The organism is Labilibaculum manganireducens, from assembly GCF_963665805.2.
GTDB classification, from domain to species: Bacteria; Bacteroidota; Bacteroidia; order Bacteroidales; family Marinifilaceae; genus Labilibaculum; species Labilibaculum manganireducens.
The window spans coordinates 4615508-4634675 of record NZ_CAXXEE010000003.1; the positions used below are offsets into that span (position 1 = coordinate 4615508).

The following is a 19168-nucleotide window of genomic DNA, read 5'->3' on the forward strand; positions in this document are numbered from 1 at the left end:
AATTTTATTTTCAACATACATCTATATTTTTACAACACACTTAACAACATCCTGACTCAGGTTAATGATTACATTTGATCCGTTCACTCCAATTCTCAATTCTACAATCCAGGTATTACGAAACACATCTCATCCGGATCGTAAAGTAATAGTTGCTGCTTCAGGCAATAAAATTAAAGCAACAGATGAAGTTAACTGCCTTTACTATTCCCAAAGAAGACAGTCTGTATTCCCTGACAGGAAATTATTTCCCAAACAAGAGGGGTATTCTTCCCAAAGACTGCAAAAAATAAAATTCAAAAAAGCACAATATACTACTATAGAGATGCTTATAAAGGCAAAACGCTGAATATTCTTCTTCCAATTCACTTTTCAAAACTCTCTGTTTTTAGTGATATAGTATAGCTATTCAGCGATAACTTTTGTGCATTTAACTTCTTTTTCAGAAACAGCTCTTACAATATAAAAGCCATGCTTGATTGTAAAATTAATGTCACTATTTATTTGCAGCTGTTTTACAAGTACCCCTTTTATATCAAAAACAGAAACATTAGTACTCAAATCAATACCTTTTATATAAATTCTGTGCCTTCCCCCAAATATTTGTATTTTCGGTTGTTGAATTTCACCCACCTCAGTAACTACATCAACAACTGCATCTTTGTTTTGGTTATTAACAATGTCTGAAACTAAACTATTAAGATAGGTTTCCAGGTTAGAATATTCGGCATCTACAGTCGTCTGCAGGGCATCATCAGCATTATTGCTGTTCAATCCATTATTTTTCTCCCAACTATCTGGCATGCCATCTTCATCAGTATCTACAGGCGCTTCTGCCGACATCAGATTCGGCCAACCACCAACGGCACTTTGTGTATCAATAATACCATTTGTACTCCCATTCCCTCCATCCATAACTGAGGCTGTTCCGTTTCGTACATCATCAATAATTCTTTTATCAACGGCATCTCTCATCAGGCTGGCACCTGCGTAGTCTAATACCCTTTTATAAGCTTCATCTGCGGTATGGGTAGTAATTTCGCCAGAATCGAATGATATATTTGCTTTAATTGCGTCTTTTTCTTCGTCAGACAAACTGCCATACTTACTGGCAAATTGATTATAAACACCATATGTCCAATTGTCTTCTGATGCTTCTTCCACCCCTTCAATAATATTTCCATCGATATAAAAATGCCCCCAAATATCATAAATTTCAGAAGTGTTGTTTTTTGTGTATTTATCAATTGATACAATACGTGTTGATTTTGATGATGAGGTTGCTAAACCCGGTTTGTAATAACAATTTACAATATTCACATTCATACCTTCTCCACCATAACAGCTGTTTCCACCCCAGTTATAAATTACATTATTCCGCAAATCAACCAAATCGATTAATGCGAATTTATCTCCGGCATATTCCCCTAAGCGGGGATTTCGGCTATCGTGATCTGCAAGAAGATTGTGGTGAAAAGAAGCATTTTTACCTCCCCAAACTCCCCCGTATCCATGAGCTCCTTTTTCATGTACCGAATTGCGAAGACTTTCAGAGATAATACTCCATTGCAACGTGAAATTTTCATTTGCGTAAAAGGAAACACATTCATCTGTAGACCAACTCATAGAACAATGGTCTACAATAATATTTTCACGAAAACGACCTCCCAAAACATCATTTTCTTGTTTGGCAGCATCTCCCATGCGGAATCTCATAAAACGGATAATCACATTATCACAGGAAATAATTACTGGATAATCTCTTAGGCAAATGCCATCGCCCGGAGCTGTTTGTCCTGCTATGGTAATATTGTTGCTGGTTATTTTTAGATTGGATTTCAACTGGATTGTTCCGGAAATTTTAAATAATATAATTCTGGCACCAGTTTGATTTATTGCATAGCGCAATGACCCTTTTTGATCATTATCACTCAAATTAGTTACATAAATCACCTTTCCACCACGGCCTCCTGTAACATATTTCCCATGTCCTTCAGCACCAGGAAAAGCTGGCAATTCACTCCTTTGTGCCAATGCACTACACATAACTGTAAACAGTATAAATATAGTATTGAATAATTTCATCTTCTTATTCATATTTTAATTCTATTAGAAAATAAATAGTTCAAACAATACCAAATTAACATTAAAACATAGCCTGCGAAATGTTTCTCTTCAACTGTATCTCAGTTAAAAAAGATGCAAGCTAAATTGGCTGTGCTTACCTTTTTTACCTCGATCTACTAAAAATTAATTCATTTTGAGTAAAATCTCTTTTTAAATTAAACAGGTATAATTTTAATGAAAAAAAATATTGCAAAGAATACTGGTTCTTCTTTGCAATATTTTATTGTAGATTAATTGATGTTTACCACCAACGAGAATCACCAACTTTATCTTTCAAACGATCATCAGAAAAAGAAAAGTCATTATTATCCGGGTCAGCAAAAACAGAATAAATGTCACCACTTAACTGATTTATGTCCATTGGTGCAACTACTGTAACAGCACCTGCCTCATCAGTAACGAAAGTCCATACCAAATCACTTGTTCTATAATTATCTTTTATAGTAACGCTTGCAGCACTGCTTCGATAACCATTAATCATGTCGGTATTCCATCCCATTCCAAATAATGATTTGGTAATTGAAAAACCATTTTCCAATAATTGCCCTTTAAGATCGAATAAATAATAATTGCTCGTACCAGGAACAAAACATGCTGTGAGGTTTTTAATGGTAAATGATTTTAAAGTAGGAGCCTTAGTTGCCTCAACAAACTTTTGTGCATGTGTTATTGTTGAGTTTGTAATACGAATATCTTCTATTACCGCTGAACTGTTATCTTGTTTTATCACACCGTAACCTCCAATGGAATCTATAAGGCAATTGTTCATTGTAATTGCACTAATTGTTGCCGCAGTTTTAATTCGTATTACTCCACGTTTGTATCTTATTTCACAGTCTTCAAATGTAAGTGAATCAACAGCAGCTCCCGAATTTGAAACATTAAATATATATGTGCCACCAAAATTACTGTCAGTAGTTTTTGGTTTATCCGGATGGTCGGTGAATGAAATACCTTCAAAATACAATTTCTGAATATTTGCCGCTCCATCAACATCGAAGTTACCCGATACTGCAATAACAGCTTTCCCATTCAAGCTGTATCCTGTAACAATACTAACATTGGATGACAATGTTGGTCCGGTTAATTCGTAAGTCATTCCTCCTGCCAATACAAGTGTTACACCATTTGGATGATCGATCGCTAACTGATCAAAATATTCCTGAGATAATAAAGAATAACTTTCTTCTTCACTATAACTTCTAAGATCAATTACATCTCCTTCAAAAGTTTGTGCTGGCATAGTAGTAAAACTTTTTTTTCCCAAATAATTTCCCTCACTATATGCTTTTACAACGTAAGATGATTCTTCCACCAAATTCTTAATTATTCTCTCTTTCTTTTCATTCTCACTATCTGTTAAAGCAACTGTTGTTATAAGGGTATCATTTTTAAACAACCTCAAACTATCGTAAACAACACTCTCCCATGAAACCCGAACCTGATTATCGATTACATCGCTGGATGAAATTGAGTTGAGTTGAGTTGGATAATCTGAAGTCGTAATAACTTTATTTACGTAAGGTCTCGACTCCAGCGTTTCTCCAACTGATTTAATCTGCAGGTAATAATCTGTATCATATTCCAAATTTTCAAAAATATAAAAAGAGGTATCGGTAGTTACTTCCTGTACAAATGTTTTTAAAGAATCATCGGAAATTTTCAGTTCATAATATTCTACATTTTCGTATTGATCCCATTCTGCTTTAATCCATGTTCCACCATAACTGGTTTCACTAATAGTTGGGCGAAATAAGCGGTCTGCAACAGCTAAATCGTCATCGTCCTGACATGCGGAAAAAATAACGATAAATAACATTGCTACCAATAAAGGCAATTTCATTTTGAGGTTATTATATTTCATTTGTTTGCAATTTTTATTTATAATAAACATATAAAACAAGCCATAAGAGTCTATTCTTTGTGCAGGAAAGTATCCCTTACAACACGTTTCATATAACCAGATTTTAAATTTATATTATGGGATTATTATTCTTAAATAATCCATTTGATACTATAATTCACTCTTATAGCTTTTATAAATCAAGTCCATATCCATTATTATCTAAATACATACTGGCACTAATGGTTGTTGTTGAAATTGGGAGTAAATAAGGTACTGCAGAAATACCGCTATCATCAGTATATCCCCGCCAGCATCTGGTTGTATAATCAGCACTTTCATAAATACGTTCGCCAGTTTCTAAATTATCAGTGTAACTATATAATGATTTTGCCCAGTTTGTTGATGCATAAGCATTCTCATTTCCATCATTCTCAAGATCATCTTCATCCACTGTTGTTTCAGGAATTTCTTCAGGCACATATTTGGTATTTAAAAACCGAATTGCACCATTTGTTTTCTGATAATATAATTTAGCTGCATAATCAACATATTGTGCAACATCAGGATCTGAGAGATCCAGTTCATAAGCTGCTTTCCCAATATTGTTTAATGTGTTTTTAGTTTCAATAATTTTCCTCCCGTAAATATTCCATCTTACCAAGTCAAATTTACGCAAACACTCTCCACCAAACTCCCATGCACGTTCGTTAACAATAGCATCAAAAAAATCTTCTTTTGAAGAAAGACCGGAAATATAGGTATCAACTTTTGTACTGTAATCTTCTTCTGCAAATGCTCGTTTCCGCACTCTTGCCAAAGCATTTTTCGCAAGTGAATTAGGGCCATTCAACTCATTTTCAGCTTCAGACAACATCAGAAGAATATCAGAATACCGCATTAAAGGCCAATTAATTCCTGTTCCTTTAGAAGACTCGGATCCCGGATCGATTGTTAGCCATAAACGATTCCATTTTCCCGTTGATAAACTGGTAATATTTGACACATATTCATCATTATCATCTTTGTAATAAACTTTTGAAACAGTCACGTCTCTTCTACTGTCTTTATCATCAAATGAAAAATAGTAAGTTGGTGTCAGGTTTACCTGAATTGTTGATTTCCCTTTAGAACCTCCGGTAACAGTTGTTCCAATACACCAACCAACATCGCCTCCATTTTCTGCTAAATTTGCAACCTCATATAGAACATCATCGTTAACAGGCTTTTTAAATACACATTCATTATAAAACACCTCTTTAAAGCTAGGATTTAGCGAACGATCCTTTAAGCCAATTAATTTCTGGCAATAATCAGAAGCAAGCTGATAATACTCATCGGAAGTTCTTGCAATTTTCTTTACACCATCAATAGTATACGTCACAGCCAAACTATCATTAGCTGCAACAGGAAGGTATTCATCAGCTTTTTTCATGACTCCTTCTTTTGTCATCCCATAACCAGCTCGAAACAAAGCCAAACGGGAAATCATCCCCATGACAAATTCCCGATTCATACGTTCAATTCCATCGGCATATTCATCGGCAAAATACATTTCTCCTTCACAATCTACTAAATCTTGAATGCACCCGGTATAAATGTAATTCTTATCTGTTTTAGGAATATCTAATTTCAGACCTGCTTTTGCGGCATAAGTAAAATATGGAACATCACCCCAAAAATTAGTAAGAAGAAAATAGCGATATGCTCGTAAACAATATGCTTCTCCCAACATCATTTTCATATCCTTATCCTCTGCGATACTGCTTGATTTAATTCCCTCGATACATTGGTTTGCTCTATCAATCGCCAGATAATTATTCTGCCAAGCTTTATTGATATCACCAAAACCAGTTAAATTGCTTCCCTGCAAAGACCAAATATCCCGGCGTGAGCCATCTGGGTTTGCAGATGGCTGTATTGCTTCAACATCTGAATTTTGCATCCATACGCATGACATCCGTGAAGAATAGGGATCCTGAGCAAAAAGAGAATATACGCCAAGAAGCGCTTTTTTTGTGTCTGCTGTATTTGAAAATACATAATCTGCATCAAAAGAAGATGGAGACTCGACTTCTAGATGGTCTTCGCATGATGACATTAAAATCACCATCAAATAGAAGATTGGTATAATATATTTTTTCATTTTTTCTGCTTTTGTTTTAGTTCACTAAAATTTAGAATGTAACATTAACACCAAATGTCCAGGATAAACTCTTTGGATACGATGAATAATCTACTCCTGGAGTAAGCCCTGATGTAGAAGAACTGCGCACCGGAGAGCTAACTTCCGGATCATATCCTGTATAATTGGTCCACGTCCACAGGTTATTCACAGTACAGTAGACTCTAAATCTGCTGCAGGAAACTCTTTGGCTTATTGCTTCGGGAAGTGTATATCCTAATGTAATATTTTGTAAACGCAGAAAAGAACCATCTTCAACTGCCCATGAATGTGGTAAAACTACAGCGTTGCCAAAAGAGTATGGAGACCATAATTCTTTCTTATTATTCCCCTCATTCATTGTTTTTAATGTTTGCAAATCAGTAACTACTTCCCCTGTTTCGCGATTCAGATAAGAGTAACTGTTTTCTGCATCCATTATGGCTAAGAGATTCGCATCATTTGTACGATATTTTTGTGTTGATGCAATTTTATTGGCATTGTAAATATCATTACCGTATACGAAACTAAACATCACAGAAGCATCAAACCCATGATACATTGCATTCATACTAAATCCGCCTGTAAAATCAGGATTTGTATTTCCAATAACTTTTCGATCTTCTCTATCTACAGTTCCTGAATTATCAAGATCTTTTAATTTTATGGTTCCAGGTCTAACACCTATAACACCCCCCAGTAAGCCAGTGCCGGCAACACCATCTTTTAGTACATATTGTTCAGAAGATTCATCATAGCTTTCAAAATCATCAGTTGTATAATATCCATCAGTAACCCATCCATAAATAAGACCTACCGGTTCTCCTACTTTTACTCTGTAATCATCATTACCTTTATTATCTGTTCCTGCCCAACCCGAACTGTAAACCTGCTCACTAATTCCATCAGCCAATTTGTCAACATTCGATTTATTGAATCCAATATTAAAGTTTGTAGACAGGGTGAAATCTTTTTTATTTATAATAGTAGCATTAAGCGACAACTCTATTCCTTTATTGGATATGGCTCCTACGTTCTCTACAGTTGTTTCATAACCGGGCGCTACAATAGATCTCTCTATTAAAAGATCCTTAGAAGAATTATTATAAGCTTCCAGTGTTCCTGAAAGTTTCTCATTAAAAAACCCAAAATCCAAACCAATATTGCGTGTTACAGTCGTCTCCCATTTTAGATTAGGATTGGCTAATTGCTTATTTTTTGCACCGTAATAGCCTGAGAATTTATCACCTATACCGTAAGCTTTTGAATCTTGAATGCTATAATTTTGTTTGTACATGGTACTCTTAATCCGGTTGTTTCCTACTTCTCCGTAACTTACTCTCAGTTTTAGATTTGATAACCAGTTTTCAGTAGACTCCATAAAAGGCTCCTGCGTAATACGCCATGCAAAAGCTGCTGCTGGAAAAATCCCCCAATGATTTTTCGATGGAAATTTAGACGAACCATCTGCCCGCGCAGTTAATGTCAGCAAGTATTTTTCATTATAATTATACCCAATACGACCAAAGAATGATTCCAAATTATCATTATCATAAACCGCACTTGTTACTTTTGGTATTCCTTCTCCCAAACCCAGGTTGGCAAATATTTTATCTGGAGTTAGGTCTGTACTATAACCAGTAGCATAAATATTACTTTCATCACCTTGCCCCGACACAAGCTCCTGCCCAAGCATTATATTGAAATTATGAAGTGTGCTAATATTAAAATTATATGCAAGCGTTTGCACTTCACGGTAATTTTTAGCTGTGCTTTTTGTCCAGTCTACTAAAGGTTTACCTCCAACATAAGAAGCATTACTTGTATATTGTCCCCAATAGTTTTGTGTTTCGTTAAAACCAATTGTATATCCACCATCTAAACGATAAGTAAGCCCTTTTACAATCTCCCAGGTTAATCCTCCTGTAAAACTGTATTTTTTATTATATTTCCTTTTCCAGTACTGAGCTGCTCGTTCTGACAGTGTCAAATTACTTTTAATCCATTCACTATATTCATCATCTGTTAATGTACCTGGATTAATCTGAATAAATTCCTGCAATCCATTAACAGGACCTTTTGTAACTGCATCGGATGTACGAACCTTATAAGAACCACCTGATGTTCCTGAACCATTTGTTCTGCCATCAGAAACACGTACATTAGCATCAAACTTCAAGTTCTCAGCTAATTTATGGTTTACCTTTAAATTAAGATAATATCGTGTATAATCATTATCCTTCATTAAGCCACCATCATGATTATAGGAAGTACTTAACGAAAACTTCGTTTTTTCATTTCCTCCGGTGATAGAAATGTTATGTTGTTGTGAAAGAACATCAGCCCCAAACATATCATCTTGCCAATTTGTTCCTTTCTGAAACTTATAAAGATCCAAATCATCGAAAACCCCGAATTTGTTTTCGAAATTTTTCAAATCGTCTTCTCCTCCCAACGCGGCCAGTTCATAATTCCTCATCGCGTACTCATATGGATCCAAAACATCCAGCCTGTTGCGAAGCTTTTTTGTTTGGAAAAAACCATTGTAAGAAACCTGAGTTTTTCCTGCTTTTGCACTTTTGGTTGTAATAATCACAACTCCATTTGCTCCTTGCGAACCATAAATTGCAGTAGATGAAGCATCTTTTAAGACATCAATGGTTTCAATATCATTTGAAGATACATCACTCATACTTGATACCGGAAAACCATCCACAATATAAAGCGGCGAATTATCCCCAGTAACAGAACCTCCTCCACGAACTCTAATAATCATCTCAGCATCAGGAGATCCGTCTGCAGTTGTGATTTGTACTCCGGCCAATCTACCTGTTAAAGCTTGAGCTACACTGCTAACCGGAATGTTAGCCAATGCTTTTCCTTGTACTGATGATACAGCCCCTGTTAAGTCTCTCTTCTTAACTGTACCGTAACCAATAGCAACAACTTCGTCCAGCTGTTCTGAATCTACCTCCAGAGATACATTAAGTATGCGTTTCCCTTTCAAAGGAATTTCCTGTGATTCATACCCTATGAATGAAAAAACGAGGATTGCTTCTGATGATGCCTCTAATTTATATGCCCCATCAATATTCGTAATCGTTCCAATTGTAGTTCCCTTCACAAAAACATTAGTTCCTGGAATACTTTCCTTCGTTTGGGCATCAATTACTTTACCACTAACAGTAATGTCCTGAGCGAACACACTGGAAGTGCTACAAAATAATAAAACAAGAACTCCTATGCGAAAACAAATCGGACATAGTTGTTTTTGTTTTACTTTAGAAAAGTTTGTCATAGTTTTTAATTTAGATTTTTATTAGTTATTCATTTCTATACTTGCCAGAATAAAAGGGCCAATTCCTTTAGGATCATTATCCCGGACAGGTTCTTTAATATAATAATCATAAGATCCATCCCGGTATGGAGTTCCACCCAAACCAGCTACCGAGCAAACACTCGTAATACTGATGGTTTCATCAACATTTTCTTTAATGAAATTTTTCAATATGCCATCGTATCCTTTTTCAGCAACCAAACGGTATCTTTTATCGATATAATTTAAGCGAGAAGCTTTTAATAACGAATACACAAACATACACGAGCAAGAGGATTCCAAATAGTTACCTTCCTTATTCCCTAAATCTAAGACCTGATACCAAAGCCCTGTTTTTGGATTCTGAACTTCTTCAATTCCTGCTGCCACCTGCTTTACAATCCCTATTAATTCTTCTCTTTTTCGGATGATTTTCAGGAATAAAATCAAGAATATCAACCACTGCCATAGCATACCATCCCATAGCACGGCCCCAGAAATGAAGAGAACAACCATTCTCAGGATTAGCCCAAGCTTGCTCTTTACTTTCATCCCATCCATGATAGTTCAATCCCACCTCAGAATTATATGTGTGTTTATGAACAACTACAAATTGATTAATAACATCGTCGAAAGCTTCAGGCTCATTAAATTCAGATCCAAATCGAGCATAAAAAGGCTCCCCCATATACAAACCATCCAACCACATTTGGTGTGCATATCTCTTCTTATGCCAAAATCCTCCTTCGGTAGTTCTTGGATGATCGTTCAATTGATCACGAAGTATGAAAATGGCTTTCTTATAACGATCATCGTGAGTATTCTGATAAAGATCAAACAAGAAGTTACCCGAATTCACATTATCAATATTAAAATCACTCCTTTTGTACCCTTTAATCTCGCCATTGGCATTAATAAATTGATCAGCATAAGATTTTGCATAATCGTAATATTTAATTTCGCCGGTTTGTTTCCACAATTCAACCATCGACTTCGCAACAAGACCGGCAGTATAGCCCCATTTTCCTTTGGGGTTAAAATCAACGGTTGAAGAGTTAGGGAAGTGAATCATTTCTGAATCTGCCATTCGAACAGCCAGATGCAAACCTTTGCATTCCACGTCTGATTTAATTGTTCTTTTGCAAGAAATACACTGACTATATCCAATCCCAACAATAACTATAAGTAGGATTTTTCTATTCATTTTAAACACATTTATAACCTATTCTAATTAAAATAAACAAAATGAGGTTTCAACTATAGTAAATGCAATTCACAAGAACCATCAATTACCTGTTCCATGCATTATGAAAATATTCCTCAGGAATATTAAAACCTTCAATTTTACAATCAGCTAAATTATGGTAAAATAATGAACTGTTAGCCTTAATTATTCCCAAAGAAGATAGTCTGGATTCCCTTGGGGGTAAATATTTCCCAAAAAAGAGGGGCATTTTTCCCGAAAAAAATCACAAACGCACCCAAACACTAGAAATACAAGCGATTAACAAATAAATAAAAAAGGGAATTTTAAGAAAGGTGAAACGAAAAGGAGAAGAAATCAGCCCTAATATTTTTTACTTAAAACCAATTAAGTACAAAAAAGTACACATCGCAACAAGTCATCAACCTTTTTTCTTAGGGCTAATAAGGAATTGAACTAAAAGCAAATTACTAGAACAAGATCATATACTTCAACAAACTATTGATTTGCAATTATGATTGAAATAAAGTTTTTACAACTAATTTAAACTTCATTTTTTCTGTTTGTACTCTGTTGCATTCATACCATACATTTGCCGGAAACATTTTCGGAAGTGTGACAAATCTTTAAACCCAACAGCATAAGCAATTTCACTAATACTCATGCTTTCCTGCTCTAACAACTGCGAAGCTCTTTTTAAGCGAATACTGCGAATGAATTCTTTTACAGTCATATCTGTTAAAGCATCAAGCTTACGATAAAGCTGCATTCTACTCACACCTACTTCCCGGGAAAATCGTTCAATATCGAGATCCGTATCTGCAATATTGTTTTCCACGACCTCTACCGCTTTTTGCAAGAATTTTTCATCGGGCGAAGAAATAATAATATTTTTCGGCAGCAATACCATTTCGTTCGAAAATTTTTCTTTTAACGAATCCCGAATTAACAACATATTGTCAATCTTGGTCTGTAAAACAGCAAGATCGAAGGGTTTTGTAATGTAATCGTCAGCACCACATAATAAACCTTTTATTTCGGATTCTTTTGAATGAAGAGCCGTCAAAAATAACACCGGAATATGTGATGTGCGTTCATCTTTTTTTACTCTTTTACAAAACTCGTAACCATCCACATCGGGCATTAATACATCACTAATAATAATATCAGGAATATTAATAAGCGCCAGTTTCCACCCTTCTTTACCATCATTCGCTTCCAAAACCTGATATTTTGAAGTGAAATGACTTTTAATTATCGCTCTAACATCAAGATTATCCTCAACAATCAGCATAATTTTTGAATGAAAAGAATTTTTCGTCCCGCCCTTTTCTTTAACAAACTTTGCATTTGGTTCGATTGATGGAATTGCTGTTTTATTTCCCGAAACAACTTCAGAGACTTCTTTTTCATAGGGAATCCGGATTGTAAATTTACTCCCTTTTCCGGGTTTACTCACAACAAAAATTTCACCTTTATGTAGCTTAACCAATTCTTTTACAAACGCTAAACCAATACCTGTACCTGTTTGCACATCTTCTTTATTGGCCTGAAAGAACCGATTAAATATTTTAGGAACATTTATCTCAGATATTCCTTGTCCAGTATCACGAACGACTATTTCTATAAATTCTCCGTCAGTATTCTCTTCGTTCGTATCAAAAACCAAGGAAAGATTGACAGTAATTTCCTCTTCTTTTTCTGTAAATTTAAATGCATTGGAAAGTAAATTATTCAATATCTTTTCAATTTTGTCAGCATCAAACCGAGTCACTAACCTCTCCTTCAAAGTATTGAATCTTAAATCTATTCCTTTCTCCGCAGCATAGCTTTCAAAAGATTGTACAACACCCGAAATAAACCTTACAATATCTCCCTCCGCAAGTTCCAATTTTAAATTGCCTGATTCTAATTTTCTAAAATCTAATAATTGACTTATCAAACGATCGAGCTTTGTTGTATTGCGATACATAACATCCAAATACGAATTTACTTCATGAGGAGGCATTTTTTGAGAAATCAATTTCTCCAAAGGAGTTAGTATTAGTGTTAAAGGGGTTCGTATTTCATGCGATATATTTGTAAAAAACTTTAATTTTAACGTATCAAGTTCATGAAGTTTTCGGGCTTTCATTCGCTCCAAAACCAATTCATTTTTCATTTTTCCCCGATAAATAAAAAATTGAATCAGAAAGTATATTACTGTTCCTAAAATAATTAACCCAATAAAACGAAACCACAATGTTTTCCAGAATGGAGGAAGTATCGTTATCAAAAATCTCAGTTCATTATTATTTTCAGGATTCCCTATAACAACTCTTTTAATATGCAGAACATAATCACCTGGATTTAAATTAGTATAAGTTGCTGTTCTGTCTGCGCTAGGTTCATTCCAACCTTTATCAAACCCCTCCAAATAATAACTATATAAATTGCTGGTACTTTTAATGTAGTTAAGAGCAGCAAATTCAAGAGTGAAAACATTCTGGTCGTAATTTAACACCAAATGATTGGTTTCCGAAATGCTTTTTTTCAGAACAGAGTTCTTACCTGAACCAATTCCAATTTTTTTATTAAAAATTCTTAATTCAGTAAGTACCAAAGGAACTTGATTCTCTTCGCATTTAACTTCAGAAGGATCAAAAATAGTAAAGCCTGAAATACTGCAAAAAAGCAAATCACCTTTACTTGATTTATAAGCTGCTCCGTAAGTAAATTGATTATTCCCAAGACCATCGTGACTTGTAAAATTACAGAATGTATTACTTTCCACATTAAATTTTGACAAACCATTGGATGTACTTATCCATAAAAAATGCTTGCCGTCCTCTAAAATACGTAAGGCCTGATTATTGGCTAATCCATCAGTTTTATTATAATACTTAACAGGTCCGTTTAAATCTGAATACTGAACAATCCCCTTGTCAAGTGTTGCAATCCAACATCTACCTTGAGTATCTTCTGTAAATGATCTGGAATGCTCTTTGAAACGTGTTATTTTTTTTGTCCTTTGATTGTGTACAATAATTTCATCAGAAGTACCCAACCAAATATTATTCTGTGAGTCCATATCAACCCAGGTAACAAGTTTCTGCCCAGCCAACTGCGGATAATGAATAAATTCTTTTGTTTTAGAATCGAACCGATCGATTCCTAATGAAGTACACACCCAAACATCTCCTTCTCTATCAAGAAGAAGATCCCATACTCTATTATCTGCCAAAGTGCGGGAATCAAAAGGATCATTTATATAGTGTTTAATTTTGTTTGTTTTAAGATTTAAAACATCTATTCCTCCCCCAAAGGTTCCAATCCAAAGATTTCCTTCCTGATCTTCCTGAAACGCTTTAATGCAATTTTTCGAAATAGAATTTGGATTAGCAGCATCTGCTTTTAAGTAGGTATATGATTTGGTTTCAGGATGATAAATATTTACACCTCCATCTTCTGTCCCAAGCCAGATATTATTCTCATCATCCACCCACAAGGCATAAACGAAACTACTGTTTAGGTATTTATTATCTGAGAGATGTGCTTTAAAATTATGAAAGACTTGTTTGTTTTTTGCCAATAGGTTTAAACCTCCGCGTGTACCAATCCATGCTTCACCTTGTTTATCATGTATAATATCAAGCACCGAATTGTTGATTAAGCTGCTAGGTTCACGATCATCATTCCGGTAAAAATCTGACGTAGCTTTTGTTTTATTGTATAGATATAAACCTCCACGCGTGCCAATCCAATAATTACCAAAAGCTCCAACTGAAATAGTACGCACTGTTTCTGTCCGTTCAATAGATGGATTCAAAATCACCGGCTTTACCGACATAGAAACAGGATCGACGATAAAAGCCCCGTTGAAATAGGTGCCAATCCACATACTTCCATCCAAATCGAGGAAAATCTCCCAAATCTCATCTGTATCACCATTTTCAAATGGCAAATCAACATGATCCACTTTTTTACTTTCAGTATCAATAATAAAAACACCATTATTAGTCCCGGCCCATAAGCGCCCCAAATTATCAAACTGAAGAACACGAACAAATTCCCCATTAAATTCGTTGGTGGCATCATCATTTCCCAAGGATACAACACTGACTGTTCCCAAGGAATCGATCTTTAAAATATTAGTATTCGTTCCCAACCAGATATTTCCCGCATCATCTTCCCGAATATCATTTACTGAGACATCTTTTGATTTTAACAGTGGGTTATTGTTATAGGGATGATGAAAAAGTTCTAATTCCCTATCGAATACATTTAATCCCCCGTTTTCTGTTCCAACCAGTAAATTTCCTTTCCGGTCTTCAAAAATTACCCGAACCAGTATTCCGCTTAGGCTCAAGCTATCTTCAGGCGAGTTCAGGTAATTAACAAAACGATACCCATCAAAACGACTCAGCCCCTGACTGGTACCAAACCACATCCACCCTTTTTGATCTTGATGAATACATTGAATTTGATTACTTGGAAATCCATCATCCTGAGAAAAACTATCGAAGCTCATTTCATTCTGAGCCGACACACTCAAAATAAACAGAGACAATATTATTTGTAGATATAAAAACTTCAATCCTATTTTTTTAATTCAACTTACTGTAGAAAATAGTTGTAAACCACGGATTTCCTTCAACTTAATTTCCGATTTAAAACCAAAGACAAATATCATATAAAAAACATCTTGGACAAAATGTATATAATGAATTATTGATAATATTGTTTTACGCCCAAAATTCTAATCTTGCTTCCATTTTGAAAAGAATAAATTAATCCTATGCCACAAATACTTTAGTAACCAGAGCGATACATTATTTCACTTTCTCCATAACACCAAAACAACAAAGCTATAACGCACAACAATTAAGCATATTAGATGTTTACGTAAAATTTTCAGCTTAAAAATACCGGTTAAGTTGTTTAACCTTAATTAACATCTTTTAGCATTTTCAATCCAGATAGTTTTCATAAGTTTGTACTATCCTTTCCGAGAGGATTAGGTTTTCATAGATTAAAATGGGTTAGATTAAAGTCCGGGGTGGTTCCCGGACTTTTTATTTTATATGAATTGCTCACAAATAAAAAACCGGCTATTCTACAACCGGCTCTTACTTAGCTACAATCTGATACCTACAAAAGGTTTTGCAGGCAATGCACGGTATATGGCTTTGGCCTCCGATTCTGAGATCACCAATCGAATTACGGGATAATATTCAGGCACTTTAAACCTAATGGTCTCCTTTAAATTTTTAAGACTATTCATATCCTCCTTAAACCAAAACTTTCTTCCGATCCACCAATCCGATCGGGAATATTGATCGCTTCCTTCAATTTTCAGAACAATTTCCTTATCCAGCGTAAGCATCCAATGTACGACTTCTGGTTTTAATGATTCAATTTTTACATTTGAAGCCTGAGCTTCTGTTGTATCTTTGGGTGCTTTTTTCACGATAACTGGAGCCTTGCTAATTGTCGACAAATAGCTCTTCACCCGTGATTGCGTACCAAACAAATGCTGGTAGGTTGCCGGTTTTAACTGATAAAAAAATTGATCAACTTCAAAATCTGTAATTTTAGTTGATTTTATAACAACTCCTTTCAGTTCCAACTGAAGAATGCTGTCTTTCAGATTTACGGACAGACTGATTGAATCGGCTTTCGACATTTGGAAACGAGTTTCCAGAAATACTTTTTTCTTAAATAAATCTGCAAGCACCGAATCCATGTGCCTTTCGTTTATCGGCAACAATGCTGCATCAATTTGTTGATCAAACATTTTCATTTTTTGCCTTACAGCCATCACTGAAAAAACTCCGTATTGCAAAGCGATTCCAATAATTACAAGCAAAATACTATAAGTGATGTAATTCCTGAATAAATGAAAACTTCTGGAATTGTAATTTCTTTCCTTACTCATATTAGTAGATAAAAACCTTTGCCCCAATTGGCAAAGATTGATAAACAGTCTTTAAATCGTCATCGTTCATTCGAATACATCCATGAGTAACAGGCTGTCCTAAAAACCTTTTATAAAGTGTACCATGAATCAAATATCCCTTACCCAGACTAAGTGCATAGTCACCCAAAACACCATACTCAAAACGGGATGATGAATTGGAGCCAGGAATTGGTAAGCCTTCCTCAACAAAAGCCCAATCGGGTTTTCGCCAAACGGGTGACGTGATTTTCCCTTGAATGGAAAACACACCTTTGGGAGTTTGAAATATCCAGTTCTTATTATCTTCTGCCTCGAGTTTAATGTAACTGCCTGTAGAACACAAACCGTCCCGAATAAGAGCTTTATTTCTATAAAGAGAAAATGTATTATCAGAGGTATTTACAATTAAATAAGCACCTCCGGGAGTTAATCGATCCATCTTTTTTTGTGCTTGCGCGATTCCTGCCTCCAATTCTTTCCCGAACTTACTGTTATTCTCATTCTCCTGAATTGCACTTATAGTCTTCTCAAATATGAAAGGCCTGTTTTCCAAATAAGGTACTCCAACTAAAATAAACAGAATAATAAACCAAAAAATAACCGGCATTAAGAGCCAAAAAATAAACTTGATCAGCTTACTTTTTTTGCCAGAATATGTATTATTCAATTCTCCTTGTAAATTGCTTTCATCATTTATCATGATTCTTCCTTAATTTTTTCCGCAAATCTCGTTTAAAGGCTCTAACGACCCAACAATAATTACTGATATTCCAGTATCTATAAGACAAAACAGAACGTCCATATCTTTGTTTTTTAAGGCAATACAACCATCTGTCCAATCAATTCCTTTTCCCCCAAGACCATGAATTTCAATTAAATTCCCGATGTGAGTCCGAAAAGGCAGAGCACCCTTTTTCTTTTCAGAATCAAAGCGTTGTTTGTCTTCCTCGTTTGGATAATTAATTAAAAGTGCCCTATAGAATTTTGTGCGCGATCCTTCTTTTTTTTGAATGACCCTGTACATTCCTTCCGGAGTAGCTTTATCACCCTTTTGTCGTTTATCTCCCATCCAATTCACACCCAGCTCTGCCTTAAAGCTTCTAAGGATTTTCCCATTCTGATAAACAAACAACTGATGAGCCATCTTATCCACCAAAATAATTTTATGTCCGCTCTTTGATAAGCGTATTGCATCGGCTCCCATTTTTTCCCAATGTGGATAATCTGAAAACCATTCTTTCAAAATCTGTTCTGCCTTATCATTTGAAGAATTTAGCAAACCGTCAGCTTCTTTATAACTTACAAATGCTTCATTATACCGTTCACTATCGTAGGCAATTTTTGCCTCGCTAAGCTTCATCACACCTAAATTATGTGCTTTACTTACAGTCTTAGATAAAGGTATCTGCTTATAAATACGATTGTAAAGCAATATTTTTCCCTCCAGATCCTCAATACCGCGCTTAGCAATAACATTTGTATTTTTAATCTGCTGCAGAGAATTCTGTTCTGCATGAATTGCTTTTGCTATCGTTAAATTAACGAAGCTCAACACCTCCCTATAGTCTCTTCTTGGGAAAAATCGCTCGTTCTGAGCAGTCCATGAGCTCATGGCTGAATCGTATAACTGCTTTGCCTCTTTATACAAAGGTTTTGCGTACTCCTCGGCCCCTGCTTTCTGAGCTGAATTAATTGCCTCCCGGGCAAGTTTCAATTCAGTTTGAGGAGACTTCGGCTTCAACCAAATAAGCACTATGCCTAAAACAAACAATAAGCCAACTACCGCAATAACAATCCTAATAAAAGGCTTGTTCTTCCCTTTCCCCATACTCTAAGCGTTTATAAAAAATCCCTGAAGAAGACTCTTCAGGGAAATAGTATTTGATTATAAATTATACTTGATACTATTTTCTTTTATTTTTGGCATATTTTGCAATCACCTCGTTTAATTCGGTATTAATTTCCAATGCTTTTTCTTTTGCAGCTTTAACCTTATCCAAGGCAGCAATAAGTTGATCTTGAGACACAAGACCTGCAACGTCGATTAAAGAAGCTTCGATTAAGCTGATATCACCTTTGATTGCTTCCAATGCAGCAACACCTTCTTTTCCTTTTGGTGCTTGAGTTGTTAATTCCTTGTTTTGCATTACAATTGAATCAACTTCTGCCTGAAGGCTTTCAATCTCTAATTTCACCTCTTCTTTTCGAGCTTCAGCATTATCTTTAACTTCTACAGCCATTGCATTTACAACAACTAATTGAGCTTTCACCTGGTCGAAATTTTTAAAAAATTTGGCATTTTGAACTTCAACATTCTCGTTTACCGATCTCATTGAATCCTGAAGTGCTGCAAAATCTTCTGCAACGTAAACATTAGCTCCTACAGATTTAGCAACTTCGATTGCAGCATTTGCACCATCTATTTCTACTTGTGGTACTTTTCCACAGCTGCTAAATAATACAGTAGTACCTACTGCCAATACGAACAACAACTTTTTTTTCATCTTTAAATTAGTAAAATTTATTTTTCTTGTTTTTATTTCAATTTCAATGACTATTTTCGTTTGAGTAATTTA

11 protein-coding genes are annotated in these 19168 nt (G+C 35.2%); all 11 read right to left on the bottom strand.

The genetic code is table 11. The features are described 5' to 3' along the window. Window positions 1–405 precede the first annotated feature (405 nt). On the bottom strand, window positions 406–2097 hold the full coding sequence (locus tag ACHZAX_RS18150; RefSeq protein ID WP_320020073.1) for a pectate lyase: 1692 nt from the start codon (window positions 2095–2097) through the stop codon (window positions 406–408). A gap of 271 nt (window positions 2098–2368) precedes the next feature. After that, window positions 2369–3991, bottom strand: coding sequence for a DUF4957 domain-containing protein (locus tag ACHZAX_RS18155; protein ID WP_320020074.1), 1623 nt, complete (start codon window positions 3989–3991; stop codon window positions 2369–2371). 172 nt (window positions 3992–4163) lie between these two features. After that, window positions 4164–6116 (bottom strand): RagB/SusD family nutrient uptake outer membrane protein, encoded by a 1953-nt coding sequence (locus tag ACHZAX_RS18160; protein ID WP_320020075.1) that lies wholly within the window; start codon window positions 6114–6116, stop codon window positions 4164–4166. 31 nt (window positions 6117–6147) lie between these two features. Next, a complete protein-coding gene (locus ACHZAX_RS18165; protein ID WP_320020076.1) occupies window positions 6148–9432 on the bottom strand; it encodes a SusC/RagA family TonB-linked outer membrane protein in 3285 nt (1094 codons plus the stop codon). A gap of 21 nt (window positions 9433–9453) precedes the next feature. After that, a complete protein-coding gene (locus tag ACHZAX_RS18170; RefSeq protein WP_320020077.1) occupies window positions 9454–9840 on the bottom strand; it encodes a glycoside hydrolase family 88 protein in 387 nt (128 codons plus the stop codon). Further along, window positions 9824–10654, bottom strand: coding sequence for a glycoside hydrolase family 88/105 protein (locus ACHZAX_RS18175; protein WP_320020078.1), 831 nt, complete (start codon window positions 10652–10654; stop codon window positions 9824–9826). The genes ACHZAX_RS18170 and ACHZAX_RS18175 overlap by 17 nt, the downstream gene beginning before the upstream one ends. Before the next feature lie 550 nt (window positions 10655–11204). Next, window positions 11205–15230 (bottom strand): hybrid sensor histidine kinase/response regulator transcription factor, encoded by a 4026-nt coding sequence (locus ACHZAX_RS18180; protein ID WP_320020079.1) that lies wholly within the window; start codon window positions 15228–15230, stop codon window positions 11205–11207. A gap of 540 nt (window positions 15231–15770) precedes the next feature. Continuing rightward, window positions 15771–16571, bottom strand: a complete 801-nt coding sequence (locus tag ACHZAX_RS18185; RefSeq protein WP_101310240.1) for a hypothetical protein — start codon at window positions 16569–16571, stop codon at window positions 15771–15773. Between the two features lies 1 nt (window position 16572). Then, window positions 16573–17292 carry a L,D-transpeptidase gene (locus tag ACHZAX_RS18190; protein WP_320020080.1) on the bottom strand — a complete coding sequence of 240 codons (720 nt, stop codon included), beginning with the start codon at window positions 17290–17292 and terminating at the stop codon, window positions 16573–16575. Window positions 17293–17301: 9 nt separating this feature from the next. Next, window positions 17302–18420: a L,D-transpeptidase family protein gene (locus ACHZAX_RS18195; protein WP_320020081.1), complete on the bottom strand. Its 1119-nt coding sequence runs from the start codon at window positions 18418–18420 to the stop codon at window positions 17302–17304. A 76-nt stretch (window positions 18421–18496) separates the two neighbouring features. Then, complete coding sequence (locus ACHZAX_RS18200) at window positions 18497–19096, bottom strand: hypothetical protein (protein WP_101310243.1); 600 nt, start codon at window positions 19094–19096, stop codon at window positions 18497–18499. Window positions 19097–19168 lie beyond the last annotated feature (72 nt).